Consider the following 17,712-nt stretch of genomic DNA (forward strand, 5'->3'; position numbering starts at 1 on the left):
TTTGATCCCATTTTTTCTATGCATTTATAACTTGTAATGATTATTTCGATTAATTGTTGGCACAGGCCCTGTGGATTCCCGTTCAATAAGGTGGGTATTTAACAGAATTTCCTGAAGCTCTTCCTTAGGGTGATCCATACGCCATATCAACTGTTCAACGGCCTTCTTTCCATATAAAGTTAAATCGGTATTCACCGTTGTTGTTTTGGGAGTTGTTAAGCGGGACAACTCTCCATTATCAAAGCTGCAAATAGATATGTTATATGGTACTTGGTACCCCTTCATTTGTAAGATTGATAATACAAAGAAGCCGTATCCATCATTTACACAGAACCATGCCGTTGGTTGCTGTATTTGGCATAACCTCTCATTAATAGCTTCTCTAGATTCATGAACGTTTAACACCATAAATTCTTCCTTAAACTGCAGTCCATTTTCTCGAAGTGCTAACAAATAACCTTCCCAACGTTCTTGGTAACTTGGCGAAAACTCTACATTACCAATAAAGCCGATATTGGTATGCCCCAAATCTATGAGATGTTGAACGGCTTTATAGGCTGCAAATCTATTATTTAAGAGAATAGCGTCTGCAGCATTTGAGGGATGGTGATGATCAACCATTACTGTTGTAATTCCTGTGTCAATAATGCGGTTAATATATTCCGAGCTGATATGTGAAATGATTAACATCCCTGACACAGACTGATCTTGTAAAAATGAAGGTAATAGCAAATTGTCTCGTGTATGGTGATCAATGGACTGAATCTTTAATTGCATATTCCTTTTCTTTAATTCTCGTTCAATTGATAGATAAATCTCTCCAAAAAAATTTTTTTGTGAGAAAGCAAAATCTGAAGCTATTAATCCAATCACTTTTTGTTCATTCATTTTTGTTGATTTTTTAGTAGGAACGTATTGATACCCCATTTTGTTAGCCGTTTCTTTAATCAATGCTCTAGTAGAATCACTGACACCAGGTTTACCAGAAAGAGCTTGTGAGATTGCATTTTTTGAAATATTTAATTTGTCTGCTATATCTTGCATCGTAACCTTTTTTGGCATAATTGTTTCTCCTATATTTAAGATTTAAAAGTGTATTATCAGAATCCCTCTTTATTCTATACTAACAAATAGTAGATTACAAAAAACAAACTCCATTTGTAACTTTACAAAATCAATTAATACCTGAAAATAATGTGTATGAAATATGTAGTTGAAGAAAAATAAAAAAGGATAATTGCTACTCTTACTTTCTTTGTAACAAATTATCACCATTTTGTCGAGAAGACTGTGTATAAATTATTCTTGATTATTTAAATGGCTATTAAGATCATTATTTGAAATGAAATCATTCAACATTATAAAAATTTCTATATAATCTATTGACTATTTATTTTGGTAGCATTATAATTAATTTTGTAAAGTTATTTAAGCGGTTTCTTTTCATTATTATAATTTTGTAAAGTTATTGTAAAGTTGAAGAGGTATGATGTTGCCAGTGTTTTAAAAAATATCATATCTAACCCATCATTTCTTTATCTACTAAATTATATATGTTGTGTAGGTAGCAGTTATTTTAATGAAGAGAACTCATGTTAAGTTTCTCAAAAAATAATAAACGGAGGTCAAAGAAATGAGAAAAGCAGCATCTTTATTATTAACTGCAATATTAGCATTGTCAACGTTAGCGGCTTGTCAGAATAACACGGGAAATCAAGACTCGGAAAGTGGTACGCCAGGTGTAACAGAAATTGATTTTTGGGCAGCGACTAACCCACCGCAAGAAGCGTTTTGGAAAAAAGTTGCGGATGAATTTAATGAAGAAAATGATGATATTCATGTGAATGTGAGTCAAATGCAAGAATCTCCGACTTCTGAAGCATCTGTTCAGTCTGCTATTGCGGGTGGAGAAGCACCGACATTTTCGGAAAATATTAACCGTGGTTTCGCTGCTCAATTAGCAAATAGTCAAGCGCTTGTTCCGTTAAATGAGGTAGAAGGGTTTGATGAATTGATAGAAAGTCGTAATATGGCTGAAACGATTGAATCATGGGAATTTTCAGATGGAAGCCAGTATGTATTGCCTATTTATTCTAATGCTATGTTATTTGCCTGGAGAACTGATATATTACAGGATTTAGGTTTTGATGATATCCCTGAAAATTACAGTGATGTCTTAGAAGTGGTAGAAGCATTAAAGGCTTCTGACAATGAGAAATTTCTCTGGGCTAAACCTGATTTAGGATCACCTGAAGGTTGGACTAGATGGTTTGATTTCTTTATGTTGTACAACGGAGCTTCTGACGGTAATAACTTCGTGGAAGGAAACGAACTAATTGCTGATGACGAAGCGGGTAAGGCAGTATTGGAATTTATGTCTCAACTAGAAGGTGAAAATGCTTTACTAACTAGTGAAGCAAGTGACCCATTTGAAACGGGGTTAGGTATTTTTTCTGACCTTGGACCTTGGTCTTTCCCTTATTGGAGTGAACAGTTTCCAGAAATGGTTTATGGGGAAACCTTTGAACTTTCAGGACCACCAGTACCAGATGGTATGAGTACAGATAATGTAAAAACATTCGCCGATGCGAAGGGGATTGTATTTTATGCGTCTGCCACAGAAGAGGAGCAAGCGGCCGCCATGGAATTTTTGACGTGGGTATATTCGGATCCAGAGAGGGATCTGCAATGGTTTGAGGAAACAAATATGCCGCCAGCACGTGATGATTTGACATCTAATGAATCATTTAATGCCTTCTTAGAAGAGAATCCAGCATTAATTCCATATGCAGAGGCAGTTCCTAATGGAGTACCACCCATTGATAATCCTAACTACAATGATATACAAACACAAATAGGGGAGCAAGCGTTTAATCCAGTTGTTAGAGGGGAGAAAGACCCTGAACAGGCTTGGAAGGATATGAAACAAGCTATTGAGGGGGAACTCCAAAATGAATAACAAAAGTGACAACAGGTTGGGCTGGCTATTTGCTAGCCCTTACCTATTATACACATTTATTTTTTTCTTAATTCCGTTAGTCTGGTCTGTCTATTTAGCATTTACAAATTGGGATCTTATTTCTCCAACATATGACTTTATAGGGTTAAATAATTTTATCCAAGCGTTAAAGCATCCGGGAGTTCAATCAGCTTTTTTTGTAACGTTTAGGTTTCTTGCTGTTTACGTACCAATGGTTATTTTTCTATCGCTAGTGGTAGCTCTAACAGTCCAAGGGTTGCCAAGGTTAAAAGGAATATTTTTGGTAGGTTTCTTCTTACCATACTTAGCCTCTGGAGTTGTTTCGGCGTTTATCGTTAAAGGGATTTTATCCTATAATAGTCCGTTAAATGAGTTTTTAAGAGGAATAGGTTTGGATATTGATTGGTTAGGAACCCCATTTTCGGCCCTTGTAATTGTAGCGTTTATGATCGCCTGGAAATTTTCTGGTTATTATGCATTGATTTTAACTGCAGGTTTGGAAAGTATTAATGGTGAAGTCTATGAGGCTGCTGCAATTGATGGTGTATCAGGATGGCAAAAGTTTTGGAAAATTACTTTACCTTTATTGTATCCATCGCTTTATACAGTCATTATTTTAGCTGTAGGAGTTACTTTTGGGATTTTTACAGAGGTATACCAGTTAACCGGTGGAGGTCCTAATTATGCAACGAATACGTGGCAGATGGAAATTTATAACCAAGCTTTTTCTAACATGGATGCAGGTTATGCCTCTGCCGTTGCGTTAATTGCTTCAATTGTGACATTTGCCTCTATTTATGTATTTAAAAAATTACTAGAACTGTGGGGGAAACGAAATGGTATGGTCTAAAAAAAATAAATGGCAGACTTTTAAGTATGTGTTTGCATTAGCTTTACTAACGTTAATGATTTTTCCCTATATTTATATGGTATTAATGTCGTTTGCAACATGGGATCAGATTGATAGAGTGCTAATACCTACAGAATTCACACTGCGTTCTTATGAGTGGTTGTTTAATCCTCAAGAAGCTGTCGTTCCTAGGCCTTGGCTGCGTTCCTTTTTTAATACGGTCATTGTTTCTGGTGCATCGACTTTTCTTATGATGATAACGGGTATCGTTGTCGCATATACCTTAGCGAAAATAAAATTCAAGGGTGGTATATTTCTCAATAATGTGATCTTATTTCAAATGTTCTTTCCGGCTGTGATCTTGCTTGTGCCCCTGTTTTTACTTGTACAAAATGTTGGTTTATTTGATACGTATTGGGCGATGATTATTCCTAAAGCGTTGAGTTTATGGGCTGTTTTTATGTATACAAACTTTTTTCGTTCAATTCCAGATACATTTATTGAATCGGCTAAATTAGATGGGGCATCTACTTTACAAATTATGTTCAAGATTGCCGTTCCTATGTCTAAATCTATTACGACAGTTATTTTCTTATTTCTATTTATGGAAAGATGGACGGAATTACTATGGGATATGATTGTTGTTCGAAGTGACCAAATGTTGACGCTCAACGTTTTAATTTCTCAAATGTTCGGTCCTTATGGAGGGTATCCAGGCCCAATGTATGCTGCCTCCGTTTTATTGACGTTACCTATTGTTATTTTGTTCCTTTTCTTTGCCAAACGATTTAAAGAGGGTATGCAATTTACGTTGAAATAGATTATAAGATAATGGTTTTCTTATGGTTTTTTAGTTTAAGAAAGGTGTACATGATAAAGTGAGCTTCTGTTGAGTTTTTTATAAGATATTCATTGTGAAAAGGATGAGAAATAAATGATAAAACTAATAAAGAACGATTTAAAAACGTGCGATGTGTTAGTAGATGAATTTAAACAAACTATCCAGCCAACAAATCCGGAAAAATTATTATTTTCTGGAGTGGACGGCCGTGATGTTTATAATATCACTGCTCCTTTTTTGGATGAAGGAGATTTCATTATTGCCGGTCGAGTAGAGGAAAGAGATAGTGAAGATTCTCAAGTGTACTTTTTTGTAGAACATAATGGAAGGTGGATACCACGGGAAGGAGCACCAATCTTTGATTTGCAAGATCCTTTTGTTACTAGAATAGATGGTGAGCTTGTTCTAGGTGGTGTGGAAACCTTTCCTTCACCAACCATTGAAGGAGCATTAGGATGGCGTACGATTTTTTATAAAGGAAAATCTCTCGCATCTTTGAAGCGTTTTGCACAAGGTCCAGATGGAATGAAAGATTTGCGCCTTGTAGAGTTACAAAATGGTTCCATTGGTGTTCTTACTCGTCCTCAAGGTAAGAAAGGAGGAAAGGGTAAAATTGGCTTTTCGAAAATTTCTTCTCTAGATCAGTTAACTCTAGAGGTGATCGAAGTAGCACCACTTTTGACGGGCCAGTTCAAAGATGAAGAATGGGGTGGAGGAAATGAAATGCATGTCTTGTCTAACGGATTATTAGGAATATTAGGACATATAGCTTCCTTTGATAAAGTGGGAAAGCGTAAATATTTCCCTATGGTTTTTGTACTGAATCCTGAAACTTTAGAATACTCTGATTTACAAATTATTGCACTTCGTTCCAATTTTATCGATGGACCGGCGAAAAGAACTGATTTAGTGGATGTGGTTTTTAGTGGCGGGCTGGTTCGAAAATCAAACGGAACAGCAGTTTTATATGCGGGAATTAGTGATGTTGAGGCACAAACAGTTACTATACAAGATCCCTTTATACAATATGAGAATGAGGAGAATAAGTAATGAAAATATATCGATACGAAGAAAATCCAGTTATTACCCCAAAGGATGTGAGACCGCACCGTGAAGATTTTGAAGTTATAGGGGCGTTTAATGCTGGTATAACGGAGTACGATGGAGAAATAATTATGTTACTACGAGTAGCGGAACGTCCTATTAATAAAAATCCAAATTTAGTAAAAGTACCAATTTATAATATAGAACAAGGCAGTCTAGAAATTATGGAGTTGAATGCTGATAACAAAGATTATGATTTTACTGATCCAAGATCTATTTTAAAGCATAACAAATATAAGTATTTAACATCGATTTCTTATCTTCGTATTGCAAGAAGTAAGGATGGTCGTAATTTTACAGTGGACAATGATCCATTCCTATATCCATCGAATGAATTGGATATGTTTGGTGTGGAGGATCCTCGTATAACTAAAATTGGTGATACGTATTATATCTATTTTAGTGCCGTTTCTTCTATGGGAGTTGGTGAATCATTAGTTTCTACAAAGGATTGGATTCAGATTGAACGTCATGGAATGATTTTTGCTCCTGAAAACAAAGATGTACTTATTTTTCCAGAAAGAATCAATGGGAAATATTACGCTCTTCATCGCCCGGTGCCTAAGTCGTTTGGTGCACCAGAGATTTGGATAGCAGAATCTGGAAATCTATTATACTGGGGAAATCATAAGCCTCTACTAGGTTTGCGTGAAGGGCAATGGGATGACGGTCGAATCGGTGGTGGAGCCGTTCCGATTAAAACAGATAAAGGATGGCTTGAACTTTATCATGGTGCTTCAAAAGATAATCGATATTGCATGGGAGCTGTCTTGCTTGATTTGCAGGATCCGACTAAGGTAATTGCTCGCTCGCGACAGCCATTCTTAGAGCCAGAAACAGATTATGAAACCAAAGGCTTCTTTGGAGATGTGGTTTTTTCTTGTGGTGCGTTAGTAGAAGGTGATGTAGTAAGGATGTACTATGGTGTGGCAGATACATCCATGGCTTGCGCAGAATTAAGCCTTCAAGAAATACTAGACTCATTAGTGTGAAAAATCATAGACAAGAAGATGTAAAGAAAGAATTAAGGGTTGATCCAACGAAGTAAGGGGACTAGTGATGGAGTGGCAGAGACAATATAATAAATGGAAACATTGTGAACGATTAGATGAAGAATTAAGGGTAAGACTTATTGAGCTAGAAAGTAATTCTATGATATTAGAAGATAGCTTCTATAAAGCATTAGCATTTGGTACTGGAGGAATGCGGGGGGAGATAGGTCCTGGTACAAACCGCATTAATATGTACACGATTCGTAAAGCAGCAGAAGGCTTGGCAAGTTACATTATAGAAAGTGGTGATCAAGCTAAAAAGCGAGGAGTTGTGCTAGCCTATGATTCCCGTTTTAAATCGTCGGAATTTGCTATGGAAGCAGCAAAAACATTAGGAAAACATGGTATTTTAACTTATGTGTTTCAATCTTTACGTCCAACACCAGAGCTATCTTTTGCTGTTCGTTATTTAAATGCATACAGCGGTATTGTGATTACAGCGAGTCATAATCCGCCTGAATATAATGGATTTAAAGTATATGGTGCGGATGGAGGACAGATTCCGCCGTCTGTTGCTGAAGAAATAATGGTAAAAATAAATCAAGTAGGAAATGAATTGGATGTTGAAGTAGCGCAAGAAGAAAAGTTAAAAGCAGCTGGTTTATTGAAGATAATAGGTGATAAAATAGATAAAGCGTATCAGAAGCAATTGCAAACGATTGTAATCAGTCAAGACATTATCCATGAAACTGCCTCAGCTTTGAAGATTGTCTATACTCCATTACATGGGTCAGGTAATATACCCGTGAGGGAATGTTTAAAAGCTATTGGATTTCAGCATATAAAAATAGTCCCAGAGCAAGAACTGCCAGATCCAAACTTTTCAACCGTGGAAGCGCCCAATCCAGAAGAGCATGCAGCCTTTAAATTAGCAATTCAATATGGTGAAAAATTAGACGCAGACATATTGCTGGGAACGGATCCAGATGCTGATCGTGTAGGTGTAGCAGTAAAAAATAATCAAGGGATATATCAAGTATTGACGGGAAATCAAATTGGAGCAATCCTACTTCACTATTTAATCACACAAAAGAAAGCGAGTCACACGTTAAAGGATAATAGTATCGTGCTAAAAACGATTGTGACCTCAGAAATTGGACGAAAAATTGGGGATGCTTATGGTATAAAGACTCTTGATACCCTAACAGGCTTCAAATTTATAGGTGAGAAAATAAAAGAATTGGAAGAAGATGAGGACAGGCAATTTTTATTTGGCTATGAAGAAAGTTGCGGATATCTGATTGGTGACTTTGTTCGTGATAAAGATGCTGTTCAATCATGTTTAATGATTGCAGAAGTAGCAGCTTTTTATAAATCAAAAGGAAGAACACTTTATCAAGGGTTAATCGATATTTTTGAGGAGTATGGTTACTATCTGGAAACGATGAAATCTTTAACACTGAAAGGAAAAAATGGGAACGAACAAATAAAGAAAATAATGGACGCATTTCGTAGCAAACCCCTTCTTAGTGTTGCTGGTAAGGAGGTAGTTCTTATAGAGGATTATCAGTCTAGGATAAGGACAGACAGTGCTACGAAGAGACAAGAGACCATTCATCTTCCGAAATCTAATGTATTAAAGTTTTATTTGGAAGATGACTCATGGTTCTGTCTAAGGCCATCTGGTACGGAACCAAAGATTAAGTTTTATTTTGGGGTTAGAGAGGAAACGATGGCTACTAGTGAACAATTACTTGATTCTATTAAAACAGTAGTACTGCTCCATATAAGACAGTTGATAAGTGGTTAATGAAAAAAGCAACAAACAAGTGCTATTTGCTAATTTGTTTTAATGAATGAAAACCATCCTGGCAAATCTTATAGTCAGGATGGTCATTGTTAAATATTATACTGTTGCTGCTAGACGGTTAAGAAGTATAAATGAGAAATAATGTGCAAGTGTTTTAAAAATGACTATTCATTTCACATTATTCCCACTTCACCTTAAACGTCTTAATCTCAAACGGCTGAAAACGAATAGGTTGACCCAAATCAATGGCCTGCTTAGGTTCTTCTAACAAATTCGTCTCGATGATTTCTTCTACATCGATATTTAAAAGCAACTGCACTTGTGAATGACTGCCTGATGTTTCATACAATCGAATAATAATATCATTATCGTTTTCTGCCTTTTTCAATGTCGCCAGCATCACATGATTTCCTTCTATTTGTACAAAAGAAGAGGTGTTGTTATTTTGTTGTGCGCCCTCAAGCTCTGTAGAACGAACAGGAACATTTAATTCATACCCCTCTTTGTACACATCTCCAGCAATAAAGTCTCCTTGATGCGGATAGAAGCTATAAGTAAATGCATGCTCGGCTCGATCGGCATCTGGATCAGGGCTGCCTGAACTTCGTAATAGATTTATATCCAGCTCATTTCCTTCGGCGCGATGTCCGTATTTACAATCATTCAATAAGGCAACACCATAGTTTGGCTCAGACATATCGATCCATTGATGGGCGCTGATTTCGTCCTTAGCAAAGTCCCAGGAAGTATTGCGATGTGTCGGGCGCTCCATATAGCCAAATTGAATATCGCAATGCACATGAGTACTTCTTATGTGGAGTGGAAAAGAAGTTCTCAACATCTTATTAGACTCCTGCCAGTTTGCTTTTGTCTTAAAATCAAGACGGCGGCTGTTTAGTGTTAAACAGATGGATTGCTCGATGGTCGAGTTCCCATATTGATAGATGTGATTAATACTCGCCGTTGGCCCCTCGGTATGGCATTGAACCGTTAGTAACTCAGGCTGCATATGGATGGTTGATCGATAATCGGATGGGAAGTCCCAGCCATCGCCGTGGTCGTGATAAATAGTTAGCTGATTAGCAGAGCTGCCTGCTGCGATCGTCTCTCGTTGATTTTCTTTATCATAAATAGAACGAATCGTACCATCTGGTTGAAAAGAGACACTTAGAATATCATTTTCCAACAACTCAGGCTCTGCTCGCAATGGGGATTTTGCTAGATCATCCATGTTTGCTGCTTCTCCTAGCGAGTGGTATCCCATCGGTGGAAGGGTGATTTTCTTCCAGTTGTCATGATTGGATACCCACTTCTCTCTGGACCAAGGCAATGAGTTGAAAAAGGTAACCCCAGATAGTCCTAAATGCCGGCTTAGTGCTTGATAATGTTCTTCTATCCATCTCTCTACTTGATTTAACATCTTGTGGTATCGCTCTAATGATTCTTCATAGACACGTCCAATCGAGGAGCCGGGCAGAATATCATGAAATTGGTAAAGCATCACTTCTTTCCAGATGGTATCCAGCTCGTTGGCGGGATATGGCTTGATTCCTTTGATCATCGTGAGCGTAGCGGCAAATTCTAGCTCGCGTAAGGCGATTTCCAGCAAACGATTGAATCGCTTATTACGTGCTTGAGATGTGAGTGTTCCCTGGTGTTTCTCTAAATAAAGCTCTCCCACCCAAGTTTTATATTGATCAGCGGAGACTGCTAGCTTATCAAAAAATTCGATCGATGTTTCTTGCACTACTGGCGATAGCCCTAACAAATTTTTCTCGCGTTCCAGGCGTTCTAAGTGTTCTTCACCAGGCCCGCCGCCGCCATCGCCAATACCAAATAACATAAGACTGTGTTCCGAAATATTCTTGTCGTAATATTCACGCTCTATTTTCTTAATCGATCTGGGAGCGGCAGGGCTGTTATACGTATCCTCTGGCGGTAGATGAGTCAAGATCTTACTGCCATCTATCCCTTGCCAATAAAAGGTGTGGTGCGGATGATCATTATATTCACTCCAAGAGAGCTTTTGCGTCATGACATAGTCAATATTTGCTTGCTGCAGGATTTGTGGCAAAGTAGGGGAGTAACCGAATATATCAGGCACCCACAATGTGCGCACATCCTTACCGAATTCGTCCGCAAAGAACCTTTTTCCATGTATGACCTGGCGAACGAGAGATTCTCCGCTAGGGATATTCGAATCAGGTTCAACCCACATACCACCTTGTACTTCCCAACGCCCTTCGGCAATTCGTTGTTTGATTTGTTCGTACAGCTTAGGGTAGTATACCTTCATCCACTGATATAACTGGGGTTGACTAGCGCCAAAGATATAGTCAGGATACTTTTCCAAGTTCCGAAGTACAGTGGCGAAGGATCTCGCTCCTTTACGAATCGTTTCCCTGATTGGCCAGAGCCATGCTAAGTCGATATGGGCATGGCCAATGGCGCTGATGGTCAATTCGACATCTCCATTTTGTTTGCCAAGTGGTACGGCCAATATATGGCGAGCCTGCTTGATGAGATCAGGTGACCAATCGACTAGCAAAAGGGAAACATCATATAAAGCCTGTAAGATCCTCGCCTTGCGGACAGCGTCATCCTCCAGCTGTTCTGCCAGCTCCAACAATACTTCTACATCATAGTATAAGGCCAGTGCCTCTTCATCACAGCTAGCAATCGTCGCCTCTTTTAAAGTACCGGATCTGTAATGACCAAACAGATCATTACAACCAGCGTCCGCCCATATGTTGATTTGTTCTGTCCCTAAGGCTTGATCTGTTACTTCTACCACTCTTTTTCCTGGCTTGCCTAGTGCGAGTTCGAATTCTGAATTGACATTGGTTAAGCCCTGAGTTGGAGTACCAGCATGATCGACGACACACAATTCCCCATTGACATCTATTAACAGTACAATTTTATCTCCGTGAGCACTTGAAGGAACCTCCCCGGTAAAATGGAACCAGGCACAATCCCAAAGCTCTCCCCATTTGTCGCCAGCAGCCAGGGTGAGGTAGTGGCCTGTCTCTTTTTCAGTAAAAGAGACAGGCTCTTTGGTTACCCATGCTTCTGTTCGCAAGGGAGCAATTTCTTTGTAAATGTTCGCTTCAATAAAATCTTTCATTCGATGTAATTTTTCTAATCTTATTTGTTCGTATGGCATGATTGACCCTCCGACCTTCTAAAGTTGAGTGGATATTTAGAGAGTAATTTGAATCGTTACTCCATCCGGGTGGTTATCATAAGTAAGCAGTAGCGTGTGGCTGTCTGGCTCCCATTCCGTATCTGCCTCCTGATATTTGCCCGGTTGTGTGGCAATAGATACTTTCTTCGGTTCTTCAGGACACTTTATTCTGTTGACGCCGGGTACATGCAGTGGTCCTTTTGCTAAAAAGGTGAACTGCCCTTGCTCTACTTCTGCTTCCTCTATTCGAGAGGAAGCGGCAATGACCTCGAAGCGTTGGCTATCTTGTTGATGCTGTAAATCATACACAAATGATTGCTTACCTGGAGAAACGTTGATGGTCTTATGGACGGTTAACTGATCATCTAATAAATCGACAAACAAACCGTCTAGCTGTAATACTTGTTCAGAAACCGACTCATCCAAAACGGCACTGATAATATAAGGTCCTCTTCTAATCAATAAATAGTTTTGTTCTTCCCAGATATCGTTTTGCTTGCCGGCTTCTTTGGTTCTTTTTACTGCTGTTAGTAATTGCTCTGCCATTTCTGCACTTTGCGCAAATTGCTTTGGATGTTTACGCAGAAGATGGACGACGCCTTTTCCGACTGCGTGCATATCTTGCTCTGATTGCTGATCTATCCCTAAGACTTCCAATAGATGTGCTGCCGGATTAGTGAAGGTTTTCTCCCCTTGGTTCCACCATTCTTTTGCTTGATGATAAGGATCACTGTCATCCCCAACATAAATGAGACAGCCGCCTTCCTGCACCCACTGACTTAAGGCAAGATGGATATCTGGTGATTCCGGTTTCATATACTCATAGCTTAAAATTAAGGTGCGATAAGGATCGAGATACGATGGGAATCGTCTAATATTATCTAATTGCACAGGTCTTATCGGTACCCCAGCCTTTAAAAATGGTAAGGTTAATCCATAAAAATCGGACCAGTGTAATAACTCCATGGCTGTATCGGTCTGCAGCATATCCACTTTTGTTCCATCATAGCGTTGTGATACCTCTTCGTTGGAGCTATCCAACGGACTACGTTGAAACATGGCGGAATCAGAAAGGAAAACGCCGATGGTATCTTGGTTTCCATCCCATTCGATGAAATCCTGCTTTAAATCTCGTAGGGTGTTCATCAGAATCAGCAAGGTTGCGGCATAGCTTGCAGGAATCTTCTCTTTGCCTGTGCCGTCTTTTTTGGGATAGGATTTAGTAAAAATACGATCCGGCCATGGCGAAATCTCATAGTGCCAGACATTAGGATGAAACAGTGATGCCGTTAATGTCTTGATATAATTTTGTTTGTAATCCTCCCAGTCATAACTTGGATTATCCTCAATCGGGTCATGTAAAAACCAGATTTTCCGATCGGTGCCGCGGGCAAGTTCTTGCATCATGCCATACTCTAAATAGGCCGTCTCAAAGGTACGCTCCTTGGTAACTCCTTTGTAGACATTTGGTGTGCGTGATGTCCCTGTCCAAACTTGAGCAATATAACCATCGATGGTAGGTAAATCAAGTAATTGTGATTGAGGACTGACAATCCGCCATTGTGTATAGTTAATTAAGCTATGTGTAGGCACATAGAAACGAAGCTCCCGACCATAGGTGACCAGTGCGTATTCTTTCAATTCTCCACAAAGCCGATCTAGGCAACGTTTGTATAGATAAGCCTTTAGTTTGGAAGCTCGGTATTGAGCGTCTGCCGATTCATGAGGGGCTTTCCAGGGTTCTTTATAATAAATTTGCCACTCTCTTTTAAAGGCTTCTGAATACCCGCCTTCTACCCAAAACTCTGGCTCTTCCAAATGAATAGCTTCTACTCCGGCATCTACGGCCTTTTTAATTCTTTGCGTAAGGAAATCGGTGTAAGCAATCGTTGGTACCATGTAGGGTACGTCCTTACCGTGGCTGATTATATCGCCAAGGCGGTTCTTTTGTGCCTCCTCCCAGTGATTTTTCCCGTCTACTTTTCCATATAAATAATCTTGATATTCTCCCCAAGCAACGCCAGTCATTAGATGGGTGATATAGCCTTTTTGCTGCCATTCCTGAATTCGTTGGGGCATCGAATCGTCAATGCCGTAAACCATGACAAAATCTGTTTGTAAATCAATCGCTGGGTGATAAGGCACCCTTTCCTGAAAGCCTGTACGTTCTTCCGATCTGTTTATACTATACATCCTGTCCCTCCAGATTAACTTTTTTATTGTTCTTCCAGTCTGCTTGTAAAAGTAAGAGGATATAGACACCACCTACGACGGATCGGTTTTTAAAGTTCATTCGCTTGGCTGTTTTGGTGTCATACCAATCCGAAAAAGGTACCCTGTCTGATGTTTCATGTAAAAAGCGCCAGAGCGGCTTGATTAGAGCCCTTTTATCCTCGCGTTGTTTCGCTAAGGACGCTGCCCATACCAGCCAATCCGCTTTCGTATAGGTTTCTCGACTATCTAATGGTGTGCCGTAGCGATTTCTTTGCGCTAGGTAGTAGCTAACCTCTTGTTCTTTTACCTCTTTAGAAAATAGATTCAATGAGAAGATATCATCCCAAATTAGGTTGTACTTTAGGCTCCATGTGTTTGGCTGGTTAAAGGTCAAGCGGTAGTGATCTTTGTCATCTGCCATGCGTTCCCATTCATTGGCCATGTCCTGAGCTAATGCTAACCATTGCTTCTTCTCTTCCTGTTTACCAATCCACCCACATAACAGACCATAACTGGCGATTCCCATGATTGCTTTGATGGAGAGGTTGGCATTATGAGCAAGATGTCCGGCAAAATCATCGGTGCAAAGTTGATGCTGTGGATCAAGGCCATTATTTTTTAGGTGCTGGGCCCATTGAGAGAGTAAATCCCAGTTTTCCTCGGCGAAATCGGTCTGATCGTCAGCCAAACAGACGGCGGCCATCATGATTAATAGATTGCCGGACTCTTCAATTGGCATTTGGTTTTCTAATTTGTTGTCACCATAGACCTGTCCGTTGGCAACTGGATAGCAGCCCACGTCATGTGGAGCAAAATCAAACGGCCACTCAGGTGATCGCGCAAAATGAAAGATAGCTCGCATCATTCCTTTAACCAAGTCAGGATTGTAAAGGAGAAACAGCGGAGTAGATGGGTAACTGATATCGACCGTCCCAATGCAACCATTGCTGTTGTTCTCCTTAGACAGAAATAATAACTCCCCATTATCATCTAAGACCAGCTTATGTGCTGCAATTGCTTGTCGATAGGCGAGGGCAGTGATATCGCGATAGTCCTCTCCACCGGCTGCAGTCGTGGCTTGGTTTAATTGCTGGTCAAATGCTTGACATTCTCGTCTGATATCGTGATATTCCGTGATGGCTGATTGGATAACGTCAGATATTTCCTGTCCGTTTCGTTTCCAGTAGCCGGGAAGGTGTTGATGAAAATATTCGATCGAAAAAATATCATCATAAGCAAGCACGATAAAGTTGGATTTTTTGTCTTGACTAACAGTGTCATAATTTATCGTAGTTGCCATGACAGGACAATCCTCATCCACGCTTCTTGGCGTATGGGAATGATCCTTTTCAGTTAAGCGCCCATTGATCGCCCATTTCCTGCGCACATCACTCGAATCAATCACCGAATGGCTATGCTGTGCATCAGGCAGTGCTAAATGGAGGTAGCCCCAGTCAATCCGGGTATCATCTCCTGTTCGTTTTAATATCGGTTGATCTTGAGTGCCCATTTTCATGACTTCGGTTTGATTTGCTAACGAATATCTCGACCAAGTGACCTTTTGTTCGGTGTCATGCACACACCATTCCCCAGTTACATCAAAATAAATCTGCACATCATGTGTTTGATGATCATTAGATGATACTTCAAATGCGACATAGGAAGCCGGACGAGACAGCAGATCCAGTTTATCAAGCAGAAGGGGCGTCATGAATTCTACTTGAAGCTGGATTCCGGCTCCTTCCAATGTATAACTAGTAGTTAATGGATCAACCGTAAGCTGTGTTTGCTCTAAGTGATCGATGTCGTCATGAATTTTCTTGCCCATAAAGTGATACACCTTACCATCGACACGTATCATGCCCGTCATACCGTGAATGCCAGTTGTTCCGTTTTCGTTATATGTCCAATGGTGGGTATGATTATCATAGAGGTGGTCATTACCGCTCCAAACATTGAAATAAGGATCTACCGTTAACAAAGGAACGGCAGGGGGTCTAAATGCAGTCGTCATGTTTTCACGTCCTTCTATTTGGAATAGGAAGCCCCTTCTATATTGGAAAGGGCTTCTTTAAGCAAGGTATTAATTGGAAGTACGATAACGCATAAATTCTGTTCCACTTTGTGCTTGTTCCGTGATCTCTGCAGCAACCTCTTCAATTCCGGCATTGCGGAGGGCGTCACGTGTTTCGTTAATAATGCTAAGCGCCTCTTCATCTGAACCTGCATGAATTGCCTGTTGCACAACATCTCCCATCACAATTGTCACCGGTTCAATTTGTTCAAAATTAGGGTGATCCCTTAAGACAGAATAAGGATCTATTCCAGTCACAGGTTGAACCCCGTCTTGTCTGACGATCTCAGCATACTCCTGTTGTACTTGATATTGTTTATTCGCTTGATGCCCCAAAGGTCCACCGCCTAATGTCGTTACGCGATCCATACCGGAAAGTGTTAAATAAGCGTTGTCTATTCCCTCATCCTTCAAAGTACCATCATTTATCTTTTCGATAACTTCTTCTTTAGCTACTACTTCGCCATCTTCTAAATCATAGTGTTCGCCTTCAATACCAAACTTGGAAAGCATATAACCTTCATCACTGGATAAATAATCAAATAAGCGGACAAATGCCTCTAGTTTTTCCTCGGAAGCGTCACCAAAGACAGCAATAAGCTGACTGCCCTGCACATTAAATTCGGTACGATAACGATCACCGCTAAAGTCTTCCATCGGTCCTAAAGGTACATATTTTTCTTCTAAGTCACCTTGTTTTGCGTCATTCCACATACCATTAAATTGATTCGGCATGACGGCATATCTTCCTTGAGATATTTTTTCGCGAGCAATTGTTCCTGTATGTGAGAATACCTCTGGATCCACTAATCCTTCTGCCATTAATTTTCGCATAAATAATACCCATTCCTCGTACTCTTCGGTCATAAAGTTGTATCTAGCATTACCTTCTTCATCGATAAACCAACTGCCTGCACCTGCTACGGGTACAAACATTTCAGAGGTAATATCTAATGGCCAGCCGTTATCATAAGCTCCTAAAGGGAAAACTTCATTGCCACTTTCTTCAAATCCACCTTCTTTCACTGCCTTCAGAAAATCATATAAGTCATCAGGTGTTTGCACCGAATCTGGGTCAATCCCCACCTCATTAGCAATATCCTGATTGACATATAAGCCATACAACCAATCCCCAATATCTTCTTCTGTTGATGGATACATAGAATGAAGAATGAATTGTCCGCCTTGCTGCTGACTGATGATATCATTGTACAAAGAAACAGACATGTTCTCTTCTTTCACTACTTCAGCTAATCTCTCATGTTCTTCAATATACGGTGTTAAATCATGCAAGAGGCCATCGTTCGCTGCTTCTAACAATAACTCTGATTCTTTACCCCAGGCTGGACCGATATAGACATCCGGAAATTCTCCGGTTGCTAATACCTGTGTCAGCTTATCTACCTCGCTGCCATTGGTATATTCAAACTCCAAGCTGACTCCTGTTTCTTCCCTGATTTTTTCTGCAACAGGATTATTCATGGGATCCTCTGGTGCATTACCACCGGAGCCATTCCAGTTGTGCAATACCTTTAACGTTACTTCACCATCACCTTCCCCAGAACTATCTTCGTTACTACAAGCCGCCAAAAGCGTAAAACTGAGCATCACCATCAACCACACAATTACTTTTGTTCTCATTTTTCTTTCCCCCATTTTAGGT

General features: G+C 39.8%; 11 protein-coding genes. 6 read left to right on the forward strand and 5 right to left on the reverse strand.

Features of this window, described 5'->3' with window-relative positions; all coding sequences use genetic code 11:
- Window positions 1–24: 24 nt before the first annotated feature.
- Window positions 25–1,062: a LacI family DNA-binding transcriptional regulator gene (locus BN6556_RS20800; protein WP_066195935.1), complete on the reverse strand. Its 1,038-nt coding sequence runs from the start codon at window positions 1,060–1,062 to the stop codon at window positions 25–27.
- 571 nt (window positions 1,063–1,633) lie between these two features.
- Between BN6556_RS20800 and BN6556_RS20805 the strand changes: the two genes are divergently transcribed.
- From BN6556_RS20805 to BN6556_RS20830, 6 genes are all read left to right on the forward strand, one after another.
- Window positions 1,634–2,959, forward strand: coding sequence for an extracellular solute-binding protein (locus tag BN6556_RS20805; RefSeq protein ID WP_066195937.1), 1,326 nt, complete (start codon window positions 1,634–1,636; stop codon window positions 2,957–2,959).
- Window positions 2,952–3,830, forward strand: coding sequence for a carbohydrate ABC transporter permease (locus BN6556_RS20810; RefSeq protein ID WP_066195939.1), 879 nt, complete (start codon window positions 2,952–2,954; stop codon window positions 3,828–3,830). The genes BN6556_RS20805 and BN6556_RS20810 overlap by 8 nt, the downstream gene beginning before the upstream one ends.
- On the forward strand, window positions 3,817–4,650 hold the full coding sequence (locus tag BN6556_RS20815) for a carbohydrate ABC transporter permease (protein WP_066195941.1): 834 nt from the start codon (window positions 3,817–3,819) through the stop codon (window positions 4,648–4,650). Before BN6556_RS20810 ends, BN6556_RS20815 begins: the two co-directional genes overlap by 14 nt.
- Window positions 4,651–4,764: 114 nt before the next feature.
- Complete coding sequence (locus tag BN6556_RS20820; RefSeq protein WP_066195944.1) at window positions 4,765–5,721, forward strand: DUF1861 family protein; 957 nt, start codon at window positions 4,765–4,767, stop codon at window positions 5,719–5,721.
- A complete protein-coding gene (locus BN6556_RS20825; protein WP_066195946.1) occupies window positions 5,721–6,767 on the forward strand; it encodes a BtaManbiosPhlase in 1,047 nt (348 codons plus the stop codon). The genes BN6556_RS20820 and BN6556_RS20825 overlap by 1 nt, the downstream gene beginning before the upstream one ends.
- A gap of 67 nt (window positions 6,768–6,834) precedes the next feature.
- Window positions 6,835–8,577 (forward strand): phospho-sugar mutase, encoded by a 1,743-nt coding sequence (locus tag BN6556_RS20830; RefSeq protein ID WP_066195949.1) that lies wholly within the window; start codon window positions 6,835–6,837, stop codon window positions 8,575–8,577.
- A 178-nt stretch (window positions 8,578–8,755) separates the two neighbouring features.
- Here BN6556_RS20830 and BN6556_RS20835 read toward each other — a convergent pair whose 3' ends face one another.
- The 4 genes from BN6556_RS20835 to BN6556_RS20850 all read right to left on the reverse strand — a co-directional run bounded on the left by BN6556_RS20835 (window position 8,756) and on the right by BN6556_RS20850 (window position 17,690).
- A complete protein-coding gene (locus BN6556_RS20835; protein WP_066195954.1) occupies window positions 8,756–11,740 on the reverse strand; it encodes an alpha-mannosidase in 2,985 nt (994 codons plus the stop codon).
- Window positions 11,741–11,776: 36 nt separating this feature from the next.
- On the reverse strand, window positions 11,777–13,954 hold the full coding sequence (locus BN6556_RS20840) for a hypothetical protein (RefSeq protein WP_066195956.1): 2,178 nt from the start codon (window positions 13,952–13,954) through the stop codon (window positions 11,777–11,779).
- Window positions 13,947–15,989, reverse strand: coding sequence for a glutaminase family protein (locus BN6556_RS20845; RefSeq protein ID WP_066195960.1), 2,043 nt, complete (start codon window positions 15,987–15,989; stop codon window positions 13,947–13,949). Before BN6556_RS20845 ends, BN6556_RS20840 begins: the two co-directional genes overlap by 8 nt.
- A gap of 69 nt (window positions 15,990–16,058) precedes the next feature.
- On the reverse strand, window positions 16,059–17,690 hold the full coding sequence (locus BN6556_RS20850) for an extracellular solute-binding protein (protein ID WP_066195963.1): 1,632 nt from the start codon (window positions 17,688–17,690) through the stop codon (window positions 16,059–16,061).
- Window positions 17,691–17,712 lie beyond the last annotated feature (22 nt).

This window comes from Gracilibacillus timonensis, from assembly GCF_900086715.1.
Taxonomy (GTDB): domain Bacteria; phylum Bacillota; class Bacilli; order Bacillales; family Amphibacillaceae; genus Gracilibacillus; species Gracilibacillus timonensis.